Origin of the sequence: Pectobacterium peruviense, from assembly GCF_002847345.1 — a bacterium.
Lineage (GTDB): Bacteria > Pseudomonadota > Gammaproteobacteria > Enterobacterales > Enterobacteriaceae > Pectobacterium > Pectobacterium peruviense.
Genome location: NZ_LXFV01000013.1, coordinates 1 through 18,265, shown reverse-complemented (window position 1 = coordinate 18,265; position 18,265 = coordinate 1). Strand labels below are relative to the sequence as shown.

15 protein-coding genes and 1 riboswitch are annotated in these 18,265 nt (G+C 52.7%); of the genes, 13 read left to right on the top strand and 2 right to left on the bottom strand.

Annotated features, from left to right (window positions below):
- The 9 genes from A0G03_RS11220 to oxyR all read left to right on the top strand — a co-directional run bounded on the left by A0G03_RS11220 (position 1) and on the right by oxyR (position 11,149).
- Positions 1-2,436, top strand: coding sequence for a bifunctional aspartate kinase/homoserine dehydrogenase II (locus tag A0G03_RS11220; protein ID WP_048263044.1), 2,436 nt, complete (start codon positions 1-3; stop codon positions 2,434-2,436).
- Between the two features lie 206 nt (positions 2,437-2,642).
- A complete protein-coding gene (locus A0G03_RS11215; protein ID WP_048263043.1) occupies positions 2,643-3,809 on the top strand; it encodes an ABC transporter ATP-binding protein in 1,167 nt (388 codons plus the stop codon).
- A gap of 22 nt (positions 3,810-3,831) precedes the next feature.
- Complete coding sequence (locus A0G03_RS11210) at positions 3,832-4,965, top strand: extracellular solute-binding protein (RefSeq protein WP_048263041.1); 1,134 nt, start codon at positions 3,832-3,834, stop codon at positions 4,963-4,965.
- 70 nt (positions 4,966-5,035) lie between these two features.
- The gene (locus A0G03_RS11205; RefSeq protein WP_048263039.1) at positions 5,036-5,875 is read left to right on the top strand and encodes an ABC transporter permease; all 840 of its coding nucleotides are present in this window, start codon (positions 5,036-5,038) and stop codon (positions 5,873-5,875) included.
- Positions 5,872-6,678, top strand: coding sequence for an ABC transporter permease (locus A0G03_RS11200; protein ID WP_039281140.1), 807 nt, complete (start codon positions 5,872-5,874; stop codon positions 6,676-6,678). Before A0G03_RS11205 ends, A0G03_RS11200 begins: the two co-directional genes overlap by 4 nt.
- On the top strand, positions 6,675-7,679 hold the full coding sequence (locus A0G03_RS11195; protein ID WP_048263037.1) for a LacI family DNA-binding transcriptional regulator: 1,005 nt from the start codon (positions 6,675-6,677) through the stop codon (positions 7,677-7,679). The genes A0G03_RS11200 and A0G03_RS11195 overlap by 4 nt, the downstream gene beginning before the upstream one ends.
- Before the next feature lie 47 nt (positions 7,680-7,726).
- Complete coding sequence (locus tag A0G03_RS11190; RefSeq protein WP_048263034.1) at positions 7,727-8,488, top strand: phosphodiesterase; 762 nt, start codon at positions 7,727-7,729, stop codon at positions 8,486-8,488.
- Between the two features lie 253 nt (positions 8,489-8,741).
- A complete protein-coding gene (gene metF / locus A0G03_RS11185; RefSeq protein ID WP_048263031.1) occupies positions 8,742-9,638 on the top strand; it encodes a methylenetetrahydrofolate reductase in 897 nt (298 codons plus the stop codon).
- 602 nt (positions 9,639-10,240) lie between these two features.
- Positions 10,241-11,149: a DNA-binding transcriptional regulator OxyR gene (gene oxyR / locus A0G03_RS11175; RefSeq protein WP_048263026.1), complete on the top strand. Its 909-nt coding sequence runs from the start codon at positions 10,241-10,243 to the stop codon at positions 11,147-11,149.
- Here oxyR and sthA read toward each other — a convergent pair.
- Entirely contained in the window at positions 11,141-12,547 is a 1,407-nt protein-coding gene (gene sthA / locus A0G03_RS11170) for a Si-specific NAD(P)(+) transhydrogenase (protein WP_048263023.1), read from the bottom strand. The genes oxyR and sthA overlap by 9 nt on opposite strands.
- A 211-nt stretch (positions 12,548-12,758) precedes the next feature.
- On the opposite strand from sthA, the gene fabR reads away from it, so the two are divergent.
- Together fabR and A0G03_RS11160 are read left to right on the top strand one after the other, a co-directional pair.
- On the top strand, positions 12,759-13,388 hold the full coding sequence (gene fabR, locus A0G03_RS11165; protein ID WP_048263022.1) for an HTH-type transcriptional repressor FabR: 630 nt from the start codon (positions 12,759-12,761) through the stop codon (positions 13,386-13,388).
- A gap of 32 nt (positions 13,389-13,420) precedes the next feature.
- A complete protein-coding gene (locus A0G03_RS11160) occupies positions 13,421-13,807 on the top strand; it encodes a YijD family membrane protein (protein WP_048263019.1) in 387 nt (128 codons plus the stop codon).
- Positions 13,808-13,851: 44 nt separating this feature from the next.
- Here the strand turns inward: A0G03_RS11160 and trmA are convergent, their stop codons facing one another.
- The gene (gene trmA, locus A0G03_RS11155) at positions 13,852-14,955 is read right to left on the bottom strand and encodes a tRNA (uridine(54)-C5)-methyltransferase TrmA (protein WP_048263017.1); all 1,104 of its coding nucleotides are present in this window, start codon (positions 14,953-14,955) and stop codon (positions 13,852-13,854) included.
- 133 nt (positions 14,956-15,088) lie between these two features.
- Positions 15,089-15,432, top strand: a riboswitch (cobalamin riboswitch).
- A 66-nt stretch (positions 15,433-15,498) separates the two neighbouring features.
- Here trmA and btuB point away from each other — a divergent pair.
- Together btuB and murI are read left to right on the top strand one after the other, a co-directional pair.
- On the top strand, positions 15,499-17,403 hold the full coding sequence (gene btuB, locus A0G03_RS11150; protein WP_048263015.1) for a TonB-dependent vitamin B12 receptor BtuB: 1,905 nt from the start codon (positions 15,499-15,501) through the stop codon (positions 17,401-17,403).
- A complete protein-coding gene (gene murI / locus A0G03_RS11145) occupies positions 17,348-18,205 on the top strand; it encodes a glutamate racemase (protein ID WP_048263012.1) in 858 nt (285 codons plus the stop codon). The genes btuB and murI overlap by 56 nt, the downstream gene beginning before the upstream one ends.
- Positions 18,206-18,265: the final 60 nt, after the last annotated feature.

Here is an 18,265-nt window from a genome sequence, read left to right as displayed (position 1 = left end):
ATGAGTGCATTAGGAGTAGCGCCATCGGTAACAGGCCGACAGCTGCATAAGTTTGGCGGTAGCAGTCTGGCTGATGTGAAGTGTTACCTGCGCGTAGCCGGTATTATGGCGGAGTATAGCCACCCCGGTGATTTGATGGTGGTGTCTGCCGCAGGCAGTACCACAAACCAGCTGATTAGCTGGTTGAAACTGAGTCAGAGCGATCGTCTGTCGGCGCATCAGGTTCAGCAGGCATTACGCCGTTATCAAAGTGAATTGATTGCCGGGCTTTTGCCTGCGCAGGATGCAGAGGCGCTGACAGCCCAGTTTATTCGCGATCTGGAGCGTTTGGCTGCGCTGCTGGATGGCAAGATTACGGATGCTGTCTACGCCGAAGTGGTTGGGCACGGTGAAATTTGGTCGGCTCGCTTGATGTCCGCCGTGCTGAATCATCGGGATATGAATGCAGCCTGGCTGGATGCGCGTAATTTTCTCTGTGCGGAACGTGCCGCGCAGCCTCAGGTTGATGAAGGGCGCTCCTGGCCGCTGTTGCAGCAATATCTGACGCAACATTCAGGGCAGCGTTTGGTGGTAACCGGTTTTATCTGCCGTAATGACGCGGGTGAAACGGTACTGCTGGGTCGCAACGGGAGTGACTACTCCGCGACGCAAATTGGTGCGCTGGCGGGTGTTGAGCGCGTGACCATCTGGAGCGACGTCGCCGGGGTTTATAGCGCTGACCCGCGCAAAGTGAAAGATGCCTGCCTGCTGCCATTGCTGCGTTTGGATGAGGCCAGCGAGCTGGCGCGTCTGGCCGCTCCTGTGCTGCATACGCGTACCTTACAACCCGTTTCCGGTAGCGATATCGATCTGCAACTGCGTTGCAGCTATCAGCCTGAACAGGGGTCGACGCGTATCGAACGCGTGCTGGCCTCGGGTACGGGGGCTAAAATTGTCACCAGCCATGATGATGTGTGCCTGATTGAAGTCCAGGTTCCTTCCGAACACGATTTCGCGCTGTTGCAAAAAGAAGTCGAACAGCTTCTGAACCGTGCGCAGTTGAAACCGCTGGCGATTGGTGTTCATCAGGATCGTAGCCTGCTGCAACTGTGCTACACCTCCGAAGTGGTGGAAAGCGCATTACAGCTGCTGACACAGGCCGCGTTGCCCGTTGAACTCAGCGAGCGTGATGGGTTGGCGATGGTCGCCATGGTTGGTGCGGGCGTGGGTAAAAACCCGTTACACAGCCACCGTTTCTACCAGCAATTGAAAGATCAGCCGATTGAATTTGTCCGCCAGGCCGATGATGGCATCAGCCTGGTGGCCGTTTTGCGTGTTGGCCCGACGGAACATTTGATTCGCGGCTTGCACCATTCGCTGTTCCGCGCAGAAAAGCGTATCGGTCTGGTGCTGTTCGGCAAGGGAAATATTGGTTCACGCTGGCTGGAGCTGTTTGCGCGTGAACAGAGCAACCTTTCTGCACGTACCGGCTTCGAATTTGTGCTAGCTGGTGTGGTGGACAGTACGCGCAGCCTGTTGAATTATGATGGGCTGGATGCCAGTCGCGCGTTGGCTTTCTTCGAAAGTGAAGCGCAAGAGCGGGATGGCGAAGATCTGTTCCTGTGGATGCGTGCGCACCCCTTTGATGATTTAGTGGTATTGGACGTTACCGCCAGTGAATCGGTTGCCGATCTGTATCTGGATTTCGCCAGCTATGGTTTTCACGTCATCAGCGCCAACAAACTGGCGGGTGCATCCGGCGGCAATAACTATCGTCAGATCCGCGATGCGTTCGCCAAAACGGATCGCCACTGGCTGTATAACGCGACCGTTGGCGCGGGTTTGCCGGTCAACTTTGCCGTACGCGATTTACGGGAAAGCGGCGACAGTATTCTGTCGATTAGCGGGATTTTTTCCGGCACGCTCTCTTGGCTATTTTTGCAGTTTGACGGCACTGTACCGTTCACCGAACTGGTCGATCAGGCTTGCCAGCAGGGGCTGACCGAACCGGATCCGCGCGTTGACCTCTCCGGTCAGGATGTCATGCGTAAGCTGGTGATTCTGGCTCGCGAGGCGGGATATGATATCGAACCTAGTCAGGTTCGGGTCGAGTCGCTGGTTCCGCCGAGCTGTGAACAGGGATCTGTCGATTACTTCTTTGAAAACGGTGATTCTCTGAACGAACAGATGCTGCAACGTCTGGAAGCCGCACAGGAAATGGGCTTGGTTCTGCGCCATGTCGCACGCTTTGACAGCAACGGTAAAGCGCGCGTCGGCGTTGAGGCAGTCCGTCCCGATCACCCTCTGGCTTCGCTGTTGCCGGGTGACAATGTATTTGCGATTGAAAGTCGTTGGTATCGGGATAACCCGTTGGTTATCCGTGGGCCGGGTGCGGGGCGCGATGTGACGGCGGGTGCGCTTCAATCTGATCTAAGCCGTTTGGTGCAGTTACTGTAATTGCAACATCATCGTTGGCCGTTTCCGCGTATTGGGGAGACGGCCAATACTAAAGAGATACGTTCCTTCACTTCCCTACCTTCCAAACGTTTTCTGCCGCTATGCCCCGTCAGTCTTGTCATTGAAATGTCATGGTGACAACACGCCACTGACACGATCTCACCGCACAATCTGCGCATTGTTTGTTTATCGTGGAATGCACAGCTGTGCAAAAAACAACGTCCTCTGCGGCAACCCCGCACATTGTTATCGACCATCTACATGTTGGATACGGCACGACAGCCGTATTGAACGATATCCATCTGGAGATTGCGCAGGGCGAATTCGTTGCGTTGCTCGGTTCGTCAGGGTGCGGCAAAACGACGTTATTACGTACGGTTGCTGGTTTCTCGTCACCGCGTTCGGGAGCGATTCGCGTTAACGGACAGGATATGACGCAAGCGCCGCCAGAGAAACGCGGAATGGCGCTAGTGTTTCAGAGCTATGCGCTGTGGCCGCATATGACGGTAGCGCAGCATATTGCGTACGGGCTGCGCTTGCGCCGTGTACCGCGTGCGGAAATAGCCAGTCGCGTAGCGGAACTGGAAACGATGCTGGGTTTGACGGGGCTGGGCGCCCGTAAGCCTGCGGAACTGTCCGGTGGGCAGCGCCAGCGCGTCGCTCTGGGTCGCGCGTTGGCGGTACGACCCGATATTCTGCTGTTGGACGAACCGCTCTCCAATCTGGATACCCGTATTCGTCTACAGCTGCGTGATGAAATCCGTGCGCTGCAACAGCGGCTGGGGTTGACCGCGATCCACGTTACGCACGATCGGGAAGAAGCGATGGTGATGGCGGATCGTATCGTGATTTTGAATCAGGGTCGCATCATGCAGGCGGGTAGCCCACAAGAGGTGTATCACCATCCGGCCAGCTCGTTTGTCGCGGCGTTTATGGGCGCGGAAAATCGGCTTGTGCTGGACGCTCGCTATGACGGCGATACGTTGATGATTCCTGGGGATGCAGAAAGCCACTCACTGGTGCCTGCGAACACGTCGCTACAGCCCGGCCCGATAGAGGCGCGCTTCCGTGCGGAGGCTGCTCAGCTTTACGATCCGGCAGACGTTCCTCTCATCCAGCTCGGCATGTTGATGCGCTACGGCACGGTGCTGTCACAAAGTTACCCCGGCGGATACTGGCTGCATACGATTGCCAGTGGATCGTGGCGGATACAGGTTCATGCCACTCACCCTTATGCCATTGGACAGCGGGTTGCCGTGCAGATCCCCGCCGAGGCACTGTTTCTTTTCCCGCTGGCAGAAGAGCCCACGTCGCTGACGGCGGAACCCAATACGACTTCACTTTATTCCCCGCTTCCTGGCCTGACGGCCTGACCCTGAATTGGAGACAAATGATATGAAACGCATTTTTGCTGCAACGCTGATGATGAGTACGCCGCTGGCTGCTGTGCAGGCACAGGAATTAACCGTGTTGACGGCGGGCGATCAGAATATGGTCGACTATGTGAATGAATACTTAGGGCCGCTGTTTGAGAAGCAGCATCCCGGCGTAAAAGTGCGCGCTGTTGGCACTGGTCCGGGCGATGCAGGGTCGCAGAAAATCCTTGAGCGCTTTACTGCGCAGCAGGCTGCGGGTGCCAAAGTATGGGACACCGATGTCGCGGTTGTGCATGAGAAATTTGTCGGTCCGATGGTGCAAAAGGGCGATCTGTTGAAGTATCGCGATGATATCGCCAGCGGCAAGCTGGTCAGCATGGCCGCAGCAGATAAAGCCATGGGCACAGATGTGAAAGGTTATGTGATGCCGATGTTCAGTAGCCAGACGGCACTAGCTTATAACCCTGGCATGGTGGCTAATCCGCCTAAAAGCTATGACGAGATCCAGCAGTGGGCGGCCGCGAATCCGAAGATGTTTGGCTATAACGGCATTAAGGGCGGCGCATCGGGCGTCAGTTTTGTGATGGGCTGGATTTACGCTTACGGCGGCGATGCACAGAAGCTGATGAACGGACCGTTTGACGAAGCGGAAGCGAAAAAATGGCAGCCAGCGTTTGAACGCCTGAAAGCCTTTAACAAGAACGTGACGCTGACGCCGGGCAACGCGGGCACGCTCGATATGTTGAGTCGTGGTGAAATCGCCATGGGGCCGGTGTGGGTCGACATGTTCTATTCCTGGAAAGCGAGTGGACAACTGCCAGACAATTTCAAACTGCTGCTTCCTGCACCGGGTATGCCTGGGCAACCGATGCACTACGTCATCCCCGCACAGGCACCGAATCGTGAACTGGCGAAACAGTTTATTGAACTGGCAACCAGCGCCAAAGTGCAGGCTGAAGGGATTGTCGAGCGCTTTAACTGGTATCCGGGGATTGATGCCAAGTACGTTCAGGCTGAGCTGAAACCTGAAATTTGGCAACGCCTGTTTACCGATGTGACGCCTGATGAGTTGGCGAGCAAAGGCAAGACTTTCCCTATCGCGCCTTATCACACTGCGATCCTGAACGCCTATGAGCAGGCGATGGCGAAGTAATCCACTCGCGGTATATACACTTAGTACCACATGCGCTCTGGCGGGATGAAGCCAGAGCGCGGAGACATTCATGTTGCAAGTATCCCAATTCTCTTCCCGACTGGCGGGGATCGCGCTTGTGTTACCCGCTTTGGCGGTGGTGGCAGTTTGTTTTATCACGCCGCTAGGGCTGTCGGTTGGGGGCGCTTTTGTCAGTCAGAATGGCGTGGGCATTGATAATTTTGTCACGGCATTGACGCTGTATCTGCCCGATATCCTGTTTACTCTGATGATTGTGAGCCTCGCTACGTTGTTGATCGGCCTGCTGTCCGTCCTGATTGGCGGTTACCTGACGTTGGGGGAAAGCCCGCGCATGGTGGCGTTGCTACGTTGGGTATATCGCTGGCCGTTGTTTATCCCGTTTATTGTGACGGGGCAAATTTTACGTACGTTTCTGGCTAAGAACGGCTGGCTGAATGGCGCGCTGGATGCGCTCGGCATCGTTGATATCGCCAGCGCCAGTAATTGGCTGGATTGGCGTGGCATTGTATTCGCCTTCGTCTGGAAACAGACGCCGTTTGTGGCGCTGTTGGTCGCGGGTGCGATGGCGTCGCTGGATCGCACGATGATAGAGTCCGCCCGTAACTTAGGCGCATCGCGCCTGCGTATTCTGTGTGAAATTGTGGTGCCGCAGGTTGGGCAAACGCTGCTCACTGGACTCATTCTCTCCTTCGTCACCATGATGTCGGTACTGTCCGTGCCGATGATGATCAATGCCCAGTCGCCGACGATGTTAACCGCCAATATTGCTTTCCGCATTAACGCCTACGGCGATTATGGTGTGGCGAATGCATTGGGGGTGATTTCCCTGCTGATGACTGGCCTGTTTGCTGTGATTTATCTCCGCCTGAATATGAGAGAGAAGGCATGAAGAACGTACTGTGGTGGATCCCGAGAATGCTGATTCTGGGGACACTGATCTTCTTGATCTTTGGACCATTGGCGAACCTCTTGCTGTGGTCGGTAGCGGAAAAATGGTTCTATCCTCATCTGTTGCCCAATGACTGGGGCTTTGCTTTCTGGAAGCGGGTGTTTTCACCGCGCGGTGTGGCCTGGGAAGCATTGGGGAATAGCGTGCTGGTGGCGGTGTTTACGGTGCTGGCATCGCTGTCGCTGGCGATTCCGGCTGGGTATGCATTGGCGCGTCTGCCGCTACCCGCTCGTGGCCTGATACTGTTGGTATTCCTGATCCCACAGGCGTTTCCGAACCTGACGGTGTACGTCAATATTGCTCGCCTGTTTTATCAGTGGGGGCTGAACGGCACGTTGCTGGGCGTCGTGCTGGTTCACACGGTACACGGGTTGGTGTTTGCCGTTTGGATTGCTTCAGCTGCGTTCTCTGCGGTAGGGCGTGAAATGGAACAGGCAGCACGTTCAATAGGCGCAGGGCCGTGGCGCGCCTTTGTCGATATTACTCTGCCGCTGGCTATGCCGGGTCTGATGGCGTCTGCCATTTTTGTTTTCCTCGAATCGCTGGATGAGTTTACCGGCAGCTATTTTGTAGGCGCGCCGGATGTGCAGATGATGCCACTGCTGCTCTATACCGCAGGGGCGGGCGGTAACTATCAGATTGCCTCTATTACCGCGCTGGTACTGCTGATTCCTTCAGTCTTGTTCATGCTGGTCGTGGAGCGTTTTCTGAAAGCTGACGTTATGGCAAGGATAGGAAAATGACGGTGGGTAAACCGGGTTACGTTAGCGCACAGGATGTCGCGCGTCGGGCTGGTGTATCGCGCTCGGCGGTGTCCCGTAGTTTTACCCCCGGTGCAAGCGTGTCTGCTGCCACCTATGCCAAAGTGATGGCAGCAGCGCAGGAGTTGGGATATCAGGTTAACGATTTGGCGCGTGGCTTGCTGACGAACAGTAGCCGTCTGGTGGGGCTGGTGGTGACACATCCTGAGGTCGGGTTTCGTGCCAATTTGGTCGCGGAGCTATCGCAGGCGTTAATTCAACGCGGCTCGATTCCTGTTCTTATCAACACCAGCCATGTGCGAGAAGCGATGGTTGCAGCGCGTTCAATTCTATTCGGCCATCGGGCAGAAGCGACGATTGTGCTTTCCGGCTCGCCGCCTAAAGAATTTGTCGAATTGGCACAGCTAAATGGGCAGCCGCTGATTGTCATTGGGCGGCACGAACCGGCGTGCGACAGCGTACACATCGATAATGATACCGCCGCGCGCATGGCGGCGCGGCTGTTTGCCTCATCGGGTAGAACGCGTCTGGCTCTGGCCGGAGCGGCTTCGGCAACGCCCAATATCATGGAACGTGAACAGGCGTTTTGTGAGGAGGCGCGCGCATTAGGGCTACCCGTTGCTGTCGTGCGTGGTGGTGATACGGATTATGACGACGGGCTGGCGGTGGGGCAGACGCTGTGTTCACTCCCAGAAGCTGCCAGACCGGATGCGGTGTTCTGCGTTAACGATTTAGTCGCGTTTGGCGTAATCGATCGTGCAAAGCAATATGGGCTTGCTGTTCCGCAAGATCTCATGGTTATCGGGTTTGACGATATTCCTGCCGCAGGGTGGGATGCCTATGCGTTGACAACATTTCGTCAGGATCCCGCAACGATGGCGGCACAGGCGTTGGCGTTGCTCGATCGACGCCAATCTCATCTACAAGAACCCGCGTGCCGAGCGAAAGTGGCCGCTCCGTTAATCCGTCGCCAGTCTGCGTAACGGTATTGATGAACAACAGCGCGTGGATAGTAAAACCGAGGACAACGATGAAACTGATTCAACTTTCCGACCTGCATCTGACCGCAGAAGGCGGCAACTTGCATGGTCGCGATCCCGAACTGCAACTGAAAGCGGCGATTGCGGATATCAACGCACACCACTGTGATGCCGAGCTGGTGGTGATCTCCGGCGATCTGTCCGATGACGGCAGCGCGGCATCTTATACGTTTCTGGCATCGGCGCTGGCTGAACTACAGGTTCCCTGGCGTGTGACGATGGGGAATCACGACGATCGGGACGTGTTTTTGGCCCAGTTCCCGACGCTGTCGGATGAAAACGGATTTGTGCAAAGTGTGACGGCGGTAGGGGATGATTGCGTCATTCTGCTGGACTCGTTACATGCAGGTGAAGTGGCCGGAACGCTGTGCTCCGTGCGATTAGCATGGCTTGAGCAGCAGCTTCAGGCCGCGGAAGGAAAGAATGTGTTCCTGTTCCTGCACCATCCACCGATGTCGATCGGGCTACCTGCGCTTGATGACGTTCGGCTGGTTCCCGAGGCGGCAGAGGCGCTGTCTCAGATATGCCACCGCGTCGGTAATGTGCGGCATATTTCGGCGGGGCATGTGCATCGGCCTGCTAGCGGTGGCTGGCGAGGAATATCGTTCAGCACGATACGCGGTACCAATCATCAGTCTGCCTTGCGTTTCGCTCCGGGATTTGAAGTCAGTCTGGAAGCCCCGCAGTACGCTATTTTTCTGACGACGGAAGACGGGCACACCGTACATTTTCACGATTTCTCCTGCGCCTGACGGCGTATTTCCTAGGTTATCGTGATCGCACACGAAATTGTATCCGCGTTGACATAACCATGTGACGAAGAGACTGCACTTTTGCGAGAAACCCATCATGAACTTTTTTCATTTACCGTGAGTAATCATCACCACCTGTCGGGCTGAAAAACGTTGACTCTTTAAGCAGATTACGTCATTTTCTATATAGACGTCTAAACGTATAGACGTGTAACGAATGATAATAACAATCACGGTCAACGGGGTAGCAGGTATGAGCTTTTTTCACGCAAACCAGCGGGAAGCGCTGAATCAAAGTCTGGCGGAATTGCAGGGACGAATTAATGTATCGTTCGAATTTTTCCCGCCACGTACCAGCGAGATGGAAGAAACCCTGTGGAGCTCAATTGATCGACTGAGCAGCCTGAAACCCAAGTTTGTTTCCGTGACCTACGGGGCGAATTCTGGCGAGCGTGACCGTACTCACAGCATTATCAAAACGATCAAAGAACGTACCGGTCTGGAAGCGGCACCTCACCTGACCTGTATTGATGCCTCGCGTGAGCAACTGCGTGAAATCGCGCAGGATTACTGGCAGAGCGGTATCCGCCATATTGTCGCGCTGCGCGGTGACCTGCCTACAGAGGGTGGCAAGCCTGAAATGTATGCGGCGGATCTGGTTTCCCTGCTGAAGGAGGTTGGTGATTTCGATATTTCGGTTGCCGCTTATCCTGAGGTTCATCCTGAAGCCAAAAGCGCGCAGGCTGACCTGATCAACCTGAAACACAAAATTGATGCTGGCGCGAATCGCGCTATCACACAGTTCTTCTTCGACGTAGAAAGCTATCTGCGGTTCCGTGACCGCTGCGTGGCAACGGGCATCGACGTAGAAATCGTGCCGGGTATTCTGCCGGTATCGAACTTCAAGCAACTGCAAAAATTTGCCACGATGACAAACGTGCGCGTGCCGAACTGGATGACAAGCGTGTTTGACGGCCTGGATAACGACCCGGAAACTCGCAAAATGGTCGGTGCGTCTATCGCGATGGACATGGTGAAAATCCTGAGCCGCGAAGGGGTAAAAGATTTCCACTTCTATACGTTGAACCGTGCCGAGCTAAGCTACGCCATTTGCCACACGCTGGGTGTCCGCCCTGACGTGGCACGCTGAGGCGACGCGCAAGATTTCAGGAAGAAAAAGGGCTGTCACGCTGTTGCCGTAGATTCAGATATTGGAATATTTGTCACTACGGCTTGTGGGAGCCTTGAAAGGGAGGAGTCTCAAGGATGAGATTCCTATTCGTCAGGTTCTGCTGACAGCCACAGATCTGAAGCATCGTTTATCTCTCGAGCTCGTTTTATCACTCATCATTTTTATTTCTAATAGCTGTATGATGGCCGCCCGGCAACGTTATTCATCATTCCCTCTGGATATTCGAACGTTATTTTTTACCCGCCTATTTCCATATCGTGAACAGTTTCGTCTTCTGGTCAGCTTTCTAGACATCGATCGCGAGGGTATCGTTGACCAACGCACACAAAATGCTGTCGATACCAAATCGCTTGATGATGTCAGTCCGCTTGTTATAGCGTGGCTGAGGGCTGGTAGGTATGCCCTAGTGGTACCGAAACCGTAAAAATATTGTTTTATTCTTGTAGAAATAAATAGATACGCTTCGGTGGGATATATTATTCATTTTGGATGTTGATAGGGATTGTCGTTCATTGGTATCCTATCTATCGCTGTTAGCTATCATGATAAGGAGAATAATAATGAATATTCGGGACTTAGAGTATCTTGTCGCGCTGGCGGAGCATCGCCACTTTCGGCGTGCGGCAGATTCCTGCCATGTCAGCCAGCCAACACTCAGTGGACAGATTCGTAAACTGGAAGATGAGCTAGGCGTGATGCTGCTGGAGCGCACCAGTCGCAAGGTACTATTTACGCAGGCTGGGCTGCTGTTGGTCGAGCAGGCGCGAACGGTATTACGCGAGGTCAAGGTATTAAAAGAGATGGCTAGCCAGCAGGGTGAAAGCATGTCTGGGCCACTGCACATTGGCCTTATCCCCACCGTGGGGCCTTATCTGCTGCCGCAAATCATTCCGATGCTGCACCGTACGTTTCCCAAGCTTGAAATGTATCTGCACGAAGCGCAAACACACCAACTGCTTGCCCAGTTGGACAGCGGAAAACTGGACTGTGCCATTCTGGCGATGGTGAAAGAGTCTGAAGCCTTTATCGAAGTTCCCCTGTTTGACGAGCCGATGAAACTGGCGATTTATCAGGATCACCCTTGGGCGAACCGCGAACGCGTGGCGATGTCCGATCTGGCGGGTGAAAAGCTGCTGATGCTGGAGGACGGCCACTGTCTGCGCGATCAGGCAATGGGCTTCTGTTTTCAGGCTGGGGCTGATGAGGATACGCATTTCCGGGCGACCAGTCTGGAGACACTGCGTAACATGGTCGCAGCCGGAAGTGGTATTACGCTGCTGCCAGCGTTATCGGTTCCGCGTGAGCGTGAGCGCGATGGCGTCTGCTATTTGCCGTGCTATAAACCGGAGCCTAAGCGTACTGTCGCGCTGGTGTATCGCCCCGGTTCACCGCTGCGCGGACGCTATGAGCAGCTTGCTGATACCATCCGCGAGCATATGCAGGGCTATATGGAAAACCTGTCAAAATAAGCGATTAAGTCCGTTCAACGCCGCCACGCGGTAAGCTTCTGCCATGGTTGGATAGTTGAAGGTGGTATTAACGAAGTATTCGATAGTATTACCTTCACCTTTCTGTTCCATGATGGCCTGCCCGATGTGGATAATCTCAGCGGCACGCTCACCAAAGCAGTGAATACCCAGAATCTGTTTCGTTTCGCGGTGAAACAGAATCTTCAAACTCCCCACATTCATCCCAACAATCTGTGCTCGTGCCAGATGTTTGAACTGTGCCCGACCCACTTCATAAGGCACTTTCATCGCGGTGAGTTCTTGCTCGGTTTTCCCTACGGAGCTGATTTCTGGGATGGTATAAATGCCGGTCGGAATATCTTCGATCAGATGCGCGCTGGCGTCGCCTTTAATGATTGCTTGCGCGGCGAGTCTGCCCTGATCGTAAGCGGCTGATGCCAAGCTGGGATAACCGATGACATCACCGATGGCATAAATGTGTGCCAGCGCAGTCTGGTACATACTATTGACCTTGAGCTGGCCGCGGCTGTCGGTGCTCAGGCCGATATTTTCCAGCCCCAGCGTTTCCGTGTTCCCCGTGCGTCCGTTGGCATAGAGTAGACAGTCTGCCTTCATCTTCTTGCCTGATTTCAGATTGACGATGACGCCGTCAGACAGCCCTTCAATACTGTCGAATTCTTCGTTGTGGCGGATAACCACGCCGTTGTTCCAGAAATGGTAGGACAGCGCATCCGACATTTCCTGGTCGAGAAAGGCCAGCAGCCTATCGCGGGTGTTGATTAAATCGACCTTAACGCTCAGGCCGCGAAAGATAGAAGCGTATTCGCAGCCGATAACGCCCGCGCCATAGATAATGACGTGCTGAGGCTCGTGGTCGAGTTGCAGAATAGAGTCGCTGTCGTAAATGCGCGGATGGTTGAAGTCGACTTCTACCGGATGATACGGACGTGAGCCGGTCGCGATAATGATATTCGCGGCGGTCAGCGTTTCATGAGTATTATCTGGGTAGTGAACGGCAATCGTATGGGCGTCGATGAAGCTGGCTTCACCGGAGAACAGCTCGCACTGATTACGCTCATAAAATCCTTGTCGCATACGGGTTTGCTGACCAATAACGCTGTCGGCATGGCGCAGAATGTCGGAAAATGAGGAGCGAATAATGCGGGAGTTGTCACTGTAGAGGGGGTTTTGATTGAACTCGATAATACGGCTGACGGCGTGGCGAAGGGCTTTTGAAGGAATCGTACCCCAGTGGGTACAGCCGCCGCCGACGTTGTAGTGGCGTTCAATCACCGCAATTTTAGCGCCGTGCTTGGCCAATCCCATTGCTGCACCTTCACCGCCGGGACCGGAACCAATAACGATGGCATCATAATCGAATTGATGTTCTAGAGTCATGGTAGGTTAAACCTGTTTTTATACAAATTAATAACGCGAATTTAACATTGTGCGATTGTAGCATCGACTGCGGCAGAACCCAATCATCCCTGCCTTTACTATGGAAACAGATTCTCACATTCTTAATATGGCAAACTTTGTCTCATTCTGCGGACAATAAAGTTTGCTATAGTGCCTCTCTGGAAAGGGGAGAGATCATTTGGGCAGCATAATGGGTGTCAGAGCACAACAAAAAGAACGGACTCGTCGTTCCCTTATTGAAGCTGCATTTAGCCAGTTAAGCGCTGAGCGTAGCTTTACCAGCTTGAGCCTACGTGAAGTCGCCCGCGAGGCGGGTATTGCGCCGACATCTTTCTATCGCCACTTCCGTGACGTGGATGAGCTGGGGCTGACAATGGTTGACGAAAGCGGGCTGATGCTGCGCCAGTTAATGCGTCAGGCTCGGCAGCGTATCGCCAAAACGGGTAGCGTGATCAGGACATCGGTTTCTACCTTCATGGAATTTATCGGCAATAATCCGAATGCGTTCCGGCTATTGCTGCGTGAACGCTCAGGGACGTCGGCGGCTTTCCGTGCGGCGGTCGCGCGGGAAATTCAGCATTTTATCGCTGAACTGGCGGATTATCTTGAGGTGGAAAACCATATTCCCCGCAGCTTCGCAGAAGCGCAGTCGGAAGCGATGGTGACGATTGTTTTCAGTGCGGGAGCGGAAGCCTTGGACGTTTCGCTGGAACAGCGTAAACAACTGGAAGAACGGTTGGTACTGCAACTGCGGATGATCGCTAAAGGTGCCTATTACTGGTACAGAAAAGAACACGACAGCAGCTTTACCGTGCCATAAATCTGCTATACCAACATGAGAAGGGAGAAACCATGACAGAAAAACCTCACCAAGAAAAAGGTACGCTGGTTCTGGCGCTGATTGCGGGCTTATCCGTCAATGGCGCGTTCGCTGCTTTGTTCAGCAGTATTGTTCCGTTCTCGATTTTTCCTCTGATTGCGCTGGTATTGTCCATCTACTGCCTGCATGAACGCTATTTGCACCACAGTATGCCGGAAGGTATTCCGATGTTGGCGGCGGCCAGTTTTCTGCTGGGTTTATTGATTTACAGCGCCATCGTGCGTGTTGAATATCCAGCCATTGGATCGAACTTTATTCCTTCAATCCTGTGTGTGGCATTGGTTTTCTGGATTGGCCTGAGACTGCGTCGCAGAAAGGCAGCGGAGTCAGTATCAGCCGAAGAGAGTGAAACACTGTAGTAGGTGTGCTCTGGCGGGATGGATGACCCGCCAGAATTGTGCGGTTACTGACGTTTTTCCAGCAGTACGCCACACTCCATGTGGTGGGTGTAAGGGAATTGATCGAACAGTGCCAGACGGCGAATGTCGTGGGTTTCCGAGAGTGTTTGCAGGTTGCTGCTCAACGTTTCCGGGTTACAGGAAATATAAAGAATGCGCGGGTACGCCTGCACCAGTTTCACCGTTTCTTCATCCAGTCCGCTGCGCGGTGGGTCAACAAAAATTGTCTCGCACTGGTAGCTTGTCAGGTCGATGCCCTGTAAGCGATTAAACTGGCGTGTACCCTGCATGGCCTGCGTAAATTCTTCTGCCGCCATACGGATAATCTGCACGTTCTCTATCTGATTCGCGGTGATGTTATATTGCGCAGCCGCGACGGATGGCTTGGCGATTTCAGTCGCCAGCACGCGCTCGAAGTTTCTTGCCAGCGCGAGTGAAAAATTGCCATTACCGCAATATAGCTCCAGTAAATCCCCTTTCGAGCCTGCTGTTGCATCCAACGCCCATTCCAGCATCTTAATATTTACTGCGGCATTCGGCTGAGTGAAGCTGTTCTCTACCTGTCGGTAAATCATATTCTTGCCAGCAACCGGCAGGCATTCATCGACATAATCGCGATCGAGGCAGATTTTGGTTTTCGTCGCGCGACCAATCAACTGTAGGTTGAACCCTTGCGCCGTCAGGCTATCGCGCAGTGTGCGGGCGTGTTCCTGCCATTCTTCGTTCAGTGCGCGGTGATACAGCAGAGAAACGATCACTTCGCCGCTTAGGGTCGACAGGTAATCTATCTGGAATAGTTTACGGCGCAGTACGGGGTCAGGCTGGATTGCGGCAAGTAGCACCGGCATCAGGCGATTAATCAGTTCACTGGCTGCTGGGAATCGATCGACGCGGATGCGTTGTTTGGTCTGCTGGTCAAACATGATGTGGTAAAGCTCGTCACCCTCGTGCCAGATACGGAATTCGGCGCGCATCCGATAGTGACTGACGGGAGAACGGAAGACGACAGGTTCCGGTGCGTTGAAAGGTGCCATCATTCCACGCAGACGCGCCGTTTTCTCTGCAAGCTGGTCGTCATAATCTTCGATGGGCAGGATTTCTGGCGTCATGGTTTTCTCGTCTGAACGGCGTCTAAAAGGGGGTTATTGGCCGGGAATTGTAGGGAATCCGGCCAGGAAGTCCAGTTTTGTTACATTATTATCCTGTAGTGATATAGAAGTCTAGACTTCCACAATTCGCGATTGTAGGATGAGCGTCCGGCCTTGTTTCACAAGTCAAAAGGAAATCCAGTGTAAATCTGGGGCTGACGCGCAGCGGTAAGGAATGTCCGAGCGATAGCATTATTGCAGACACTGTTATGTACCCTAAATAATTCGAGTTTCAGGCAGGCGGCAAGAGCAGGAGTCCCGATGAGCTTACTTGAGTAAGTGATTCGGATGACTGAACGTAGCCAACGTACATGTAACTTGAAGTATGCCGGGTATAGATGGGAAGTCATCGCTTTCGTTGTATCCCCTACCGTCATTGACGGTCTGTGGCAACAGCGGCATCCAAGCCCGAAGACCTGCCGGAATACGTCGCAATTAGTTCTGCATATCGCGTGCTATTAACAGAACCTGCGGCATCCTTATTATTTCTCGGATGCTTTAACAATGATTAAAAAAATTTCGCTGCTGACGGCGCTTTCCGTCACGGCATTTTCTGGCTGGGCGCAGGAAAACAATTCAACTCAGAATCCGTCATCGGAAAAAAATGCTGATGATGTGGTGGTGACAGCAAATCGTTTCGCACAGCCAGTTTCTTCGGTGTTGGCGCCAATTGATGTGGTCACTCGTGATGACATTGATCGCTGGCAGGCGAAAAATGTCTTGGAAGCCATGCGTCGATTGCCAGGGGTGAATATCGCTCAGACTGGTGGGTTGGGGCAAAGCGCATCAATGTATATCCGTGGTTCGGAAGCTCGTCATACTTTGGTACTCATTGATGGTGTCCCTATTGCTAAATACGGTATTACAGGTGATCCAGATTTCAACCTTATTCCGATTGCTTTGGTGCAGCGTATTGAGTTTATGCGTGGCCCACGTTCGGCGATATATGGTGCTGATGCTATTGGTGGTGTGATTAATATCATTACGCAAACAACAGAAAATAAGACAGCACTCAGTGCCGGAGTTGGTTCGAACCGCTATCAGGAATATAGCGGAAGCTTGCATCAGTCAGTTGGTGATAGCACTCGAATCTCTTTAGCTGGAGCTTATCAGGATACTCGGGGATTCAATGTTTACCCAGATTCATCTAATCAGGCGTTAGACTTAGATAAAGATGGCTGGCGCAATAAAACATTCTGGGCAGGTGTTGAACATCAGTTTAACGATTCAATTTCTGGGTTCTTCCGTGGCTACGGTTATGGCAGCAACAGTGACTATGATGCGCTTTCCCAAGACTTTGGTTTTCCTATTCAAAATGAACAGCAGAGCTACAATCATACCTATAGTGGCGGATTACGATTCTCCCATGAGAGTTATGCTTCTCAGTTGATTGCCAGCTATCAGAAATATACTTCAATCCAATATCTCAGTACTCAAGGGCGCTATGGTGCTTATAACTCTCAAGATGATATGGACCAATATGACGTGCTGTGGGGGAATACCTTGGCGCTCAGCCATGGTATGGTCAGCGCGGGCATTGACTGGCGCCAGCAGAAGTTAACTTCAGAAGGTGTTAGTTTTAATACACTGAACCGCGAGAGTAATCGCTATAAGCAGGATAATTCGGGGGCCTATTTAACCGCGCAACAGCAATATGGTGCTGTTATTCTGGAGGGGTCTGTACGCGGTGATGACAATGAGAAATTTGGTAGACATGGTACTTGGCAGCTTGCATCAGGCTGGGAATTCTTCCCCGATTACCGAGTAACCCTCTCCTATGCGACAGGCTTTCAGGCACCCACTCTGGGACAGCTGTATGGGCAGAAGCGTTTCGATATTGAATCAAATGAAAACCTAAAGCCTGAAGAGTCGAAACAATGGGAAGCCGGATTGGAAGGTTTAACCGGGCCATTAAGTTGGCGTTTGTCGGGTTATATTAATAAGATCGATAATCTGATCGCGTATGAGTATGCTTTTGCAACAAATACTGGAACTTATTATAACGTTGATGCGGCAACGATGAAGGGGCTGGAGTGGACGGGATCATTTGAGACTGGTGTGCTGAATCATCAAATCACTTTGGACTATCTTGATGCCCGTAACGATGAAAATGATAAGGTTTTGGCACGTCGTGCGAAGCAGCAAGCAAAGTACCAAGTTGATTGGAACCTGTATGACGTCGATTTTAATTTGAGTTACCAGTATGTAGGTAAGCGGTTTGATAATGCAGCAAATACCCGCCGCCTACCTAGCTACAGTACGGTTGATGTTTCCGCATCATATCCCGTCACCTCTCATCTGACAGTTCGTGGTAGAATCGCCAACCTGTTTGATAAAGATTATGAGACGGCATATGGCTACCGCACGGCAGGGCGAGAATACTATCTCACTGGAAGCTATACCTTCTAACCTGCCATCTCGTCCTACGGTTCTGGTGTTTGATTCCGGCGTAGGCGGGCTGTCTGTTTATGATGAGATCCGGCAACTCCTGCCGGATCTTCACTATATATACGCATTCGATAATGAAGCGTTTCCTTATGGTGAGAAATCACAGCAGTTTATTATCGATCGCGTGGTTGAGATTGTTAGCGCAGTCCAACAACGTCATCAGCTCGCATTGGTTGTGATTGCTTGCAATACGGCGAGTACGATTTCCCTTCCTGCTTTACGTGAACGTTTTACTTTCCCTGTCGTGGGCGTTGTCCCAGCGGTTAAACCTGCGGCTAAGTTGACGCGCAATGGAGTTGTTGGCCTACTGGCGACGCGGGCAACCGTTCAACGCCCGTATACGCACGAGCTGATTGCCCGTTTTGCTACTGATTGCCAGATTTTGTCGCTGGGGTCATCAGAACTGGTTGAGTTGGCAGAGGCTAAATTGCAGGGGGATATGATCTCAATTCCTGAACTGCAAAAAATTCTGCGTCCTTGGCTACGTCTGCCGGAGCCACCCGATACGGTTGTACTTGGGTGTACGCATTTCCCATTGTTAGCAGAAGAGCTGAAGATGGCATTGCCAGAAGGGACGCGTCTTGTTGATTCTGGTGCAGCTATAGCCAAAAGAACAGCATGGCTGATCGCTAATCTGGATAATCCTCCACTTTCTACAGATAAAAATCTGGTTTATTGCCTGATGATTACGCCTAAGGTAGCTACGCTGTGGCCAATATTGCAGCGTTATGGCTTCGATTCGCTGGAAAAACTGCCACTTTAATCGCTTTGTGGGTGAATAGTAGACAAGCGATAATTATTTTGCATTTAGCGCTTGTCAGCG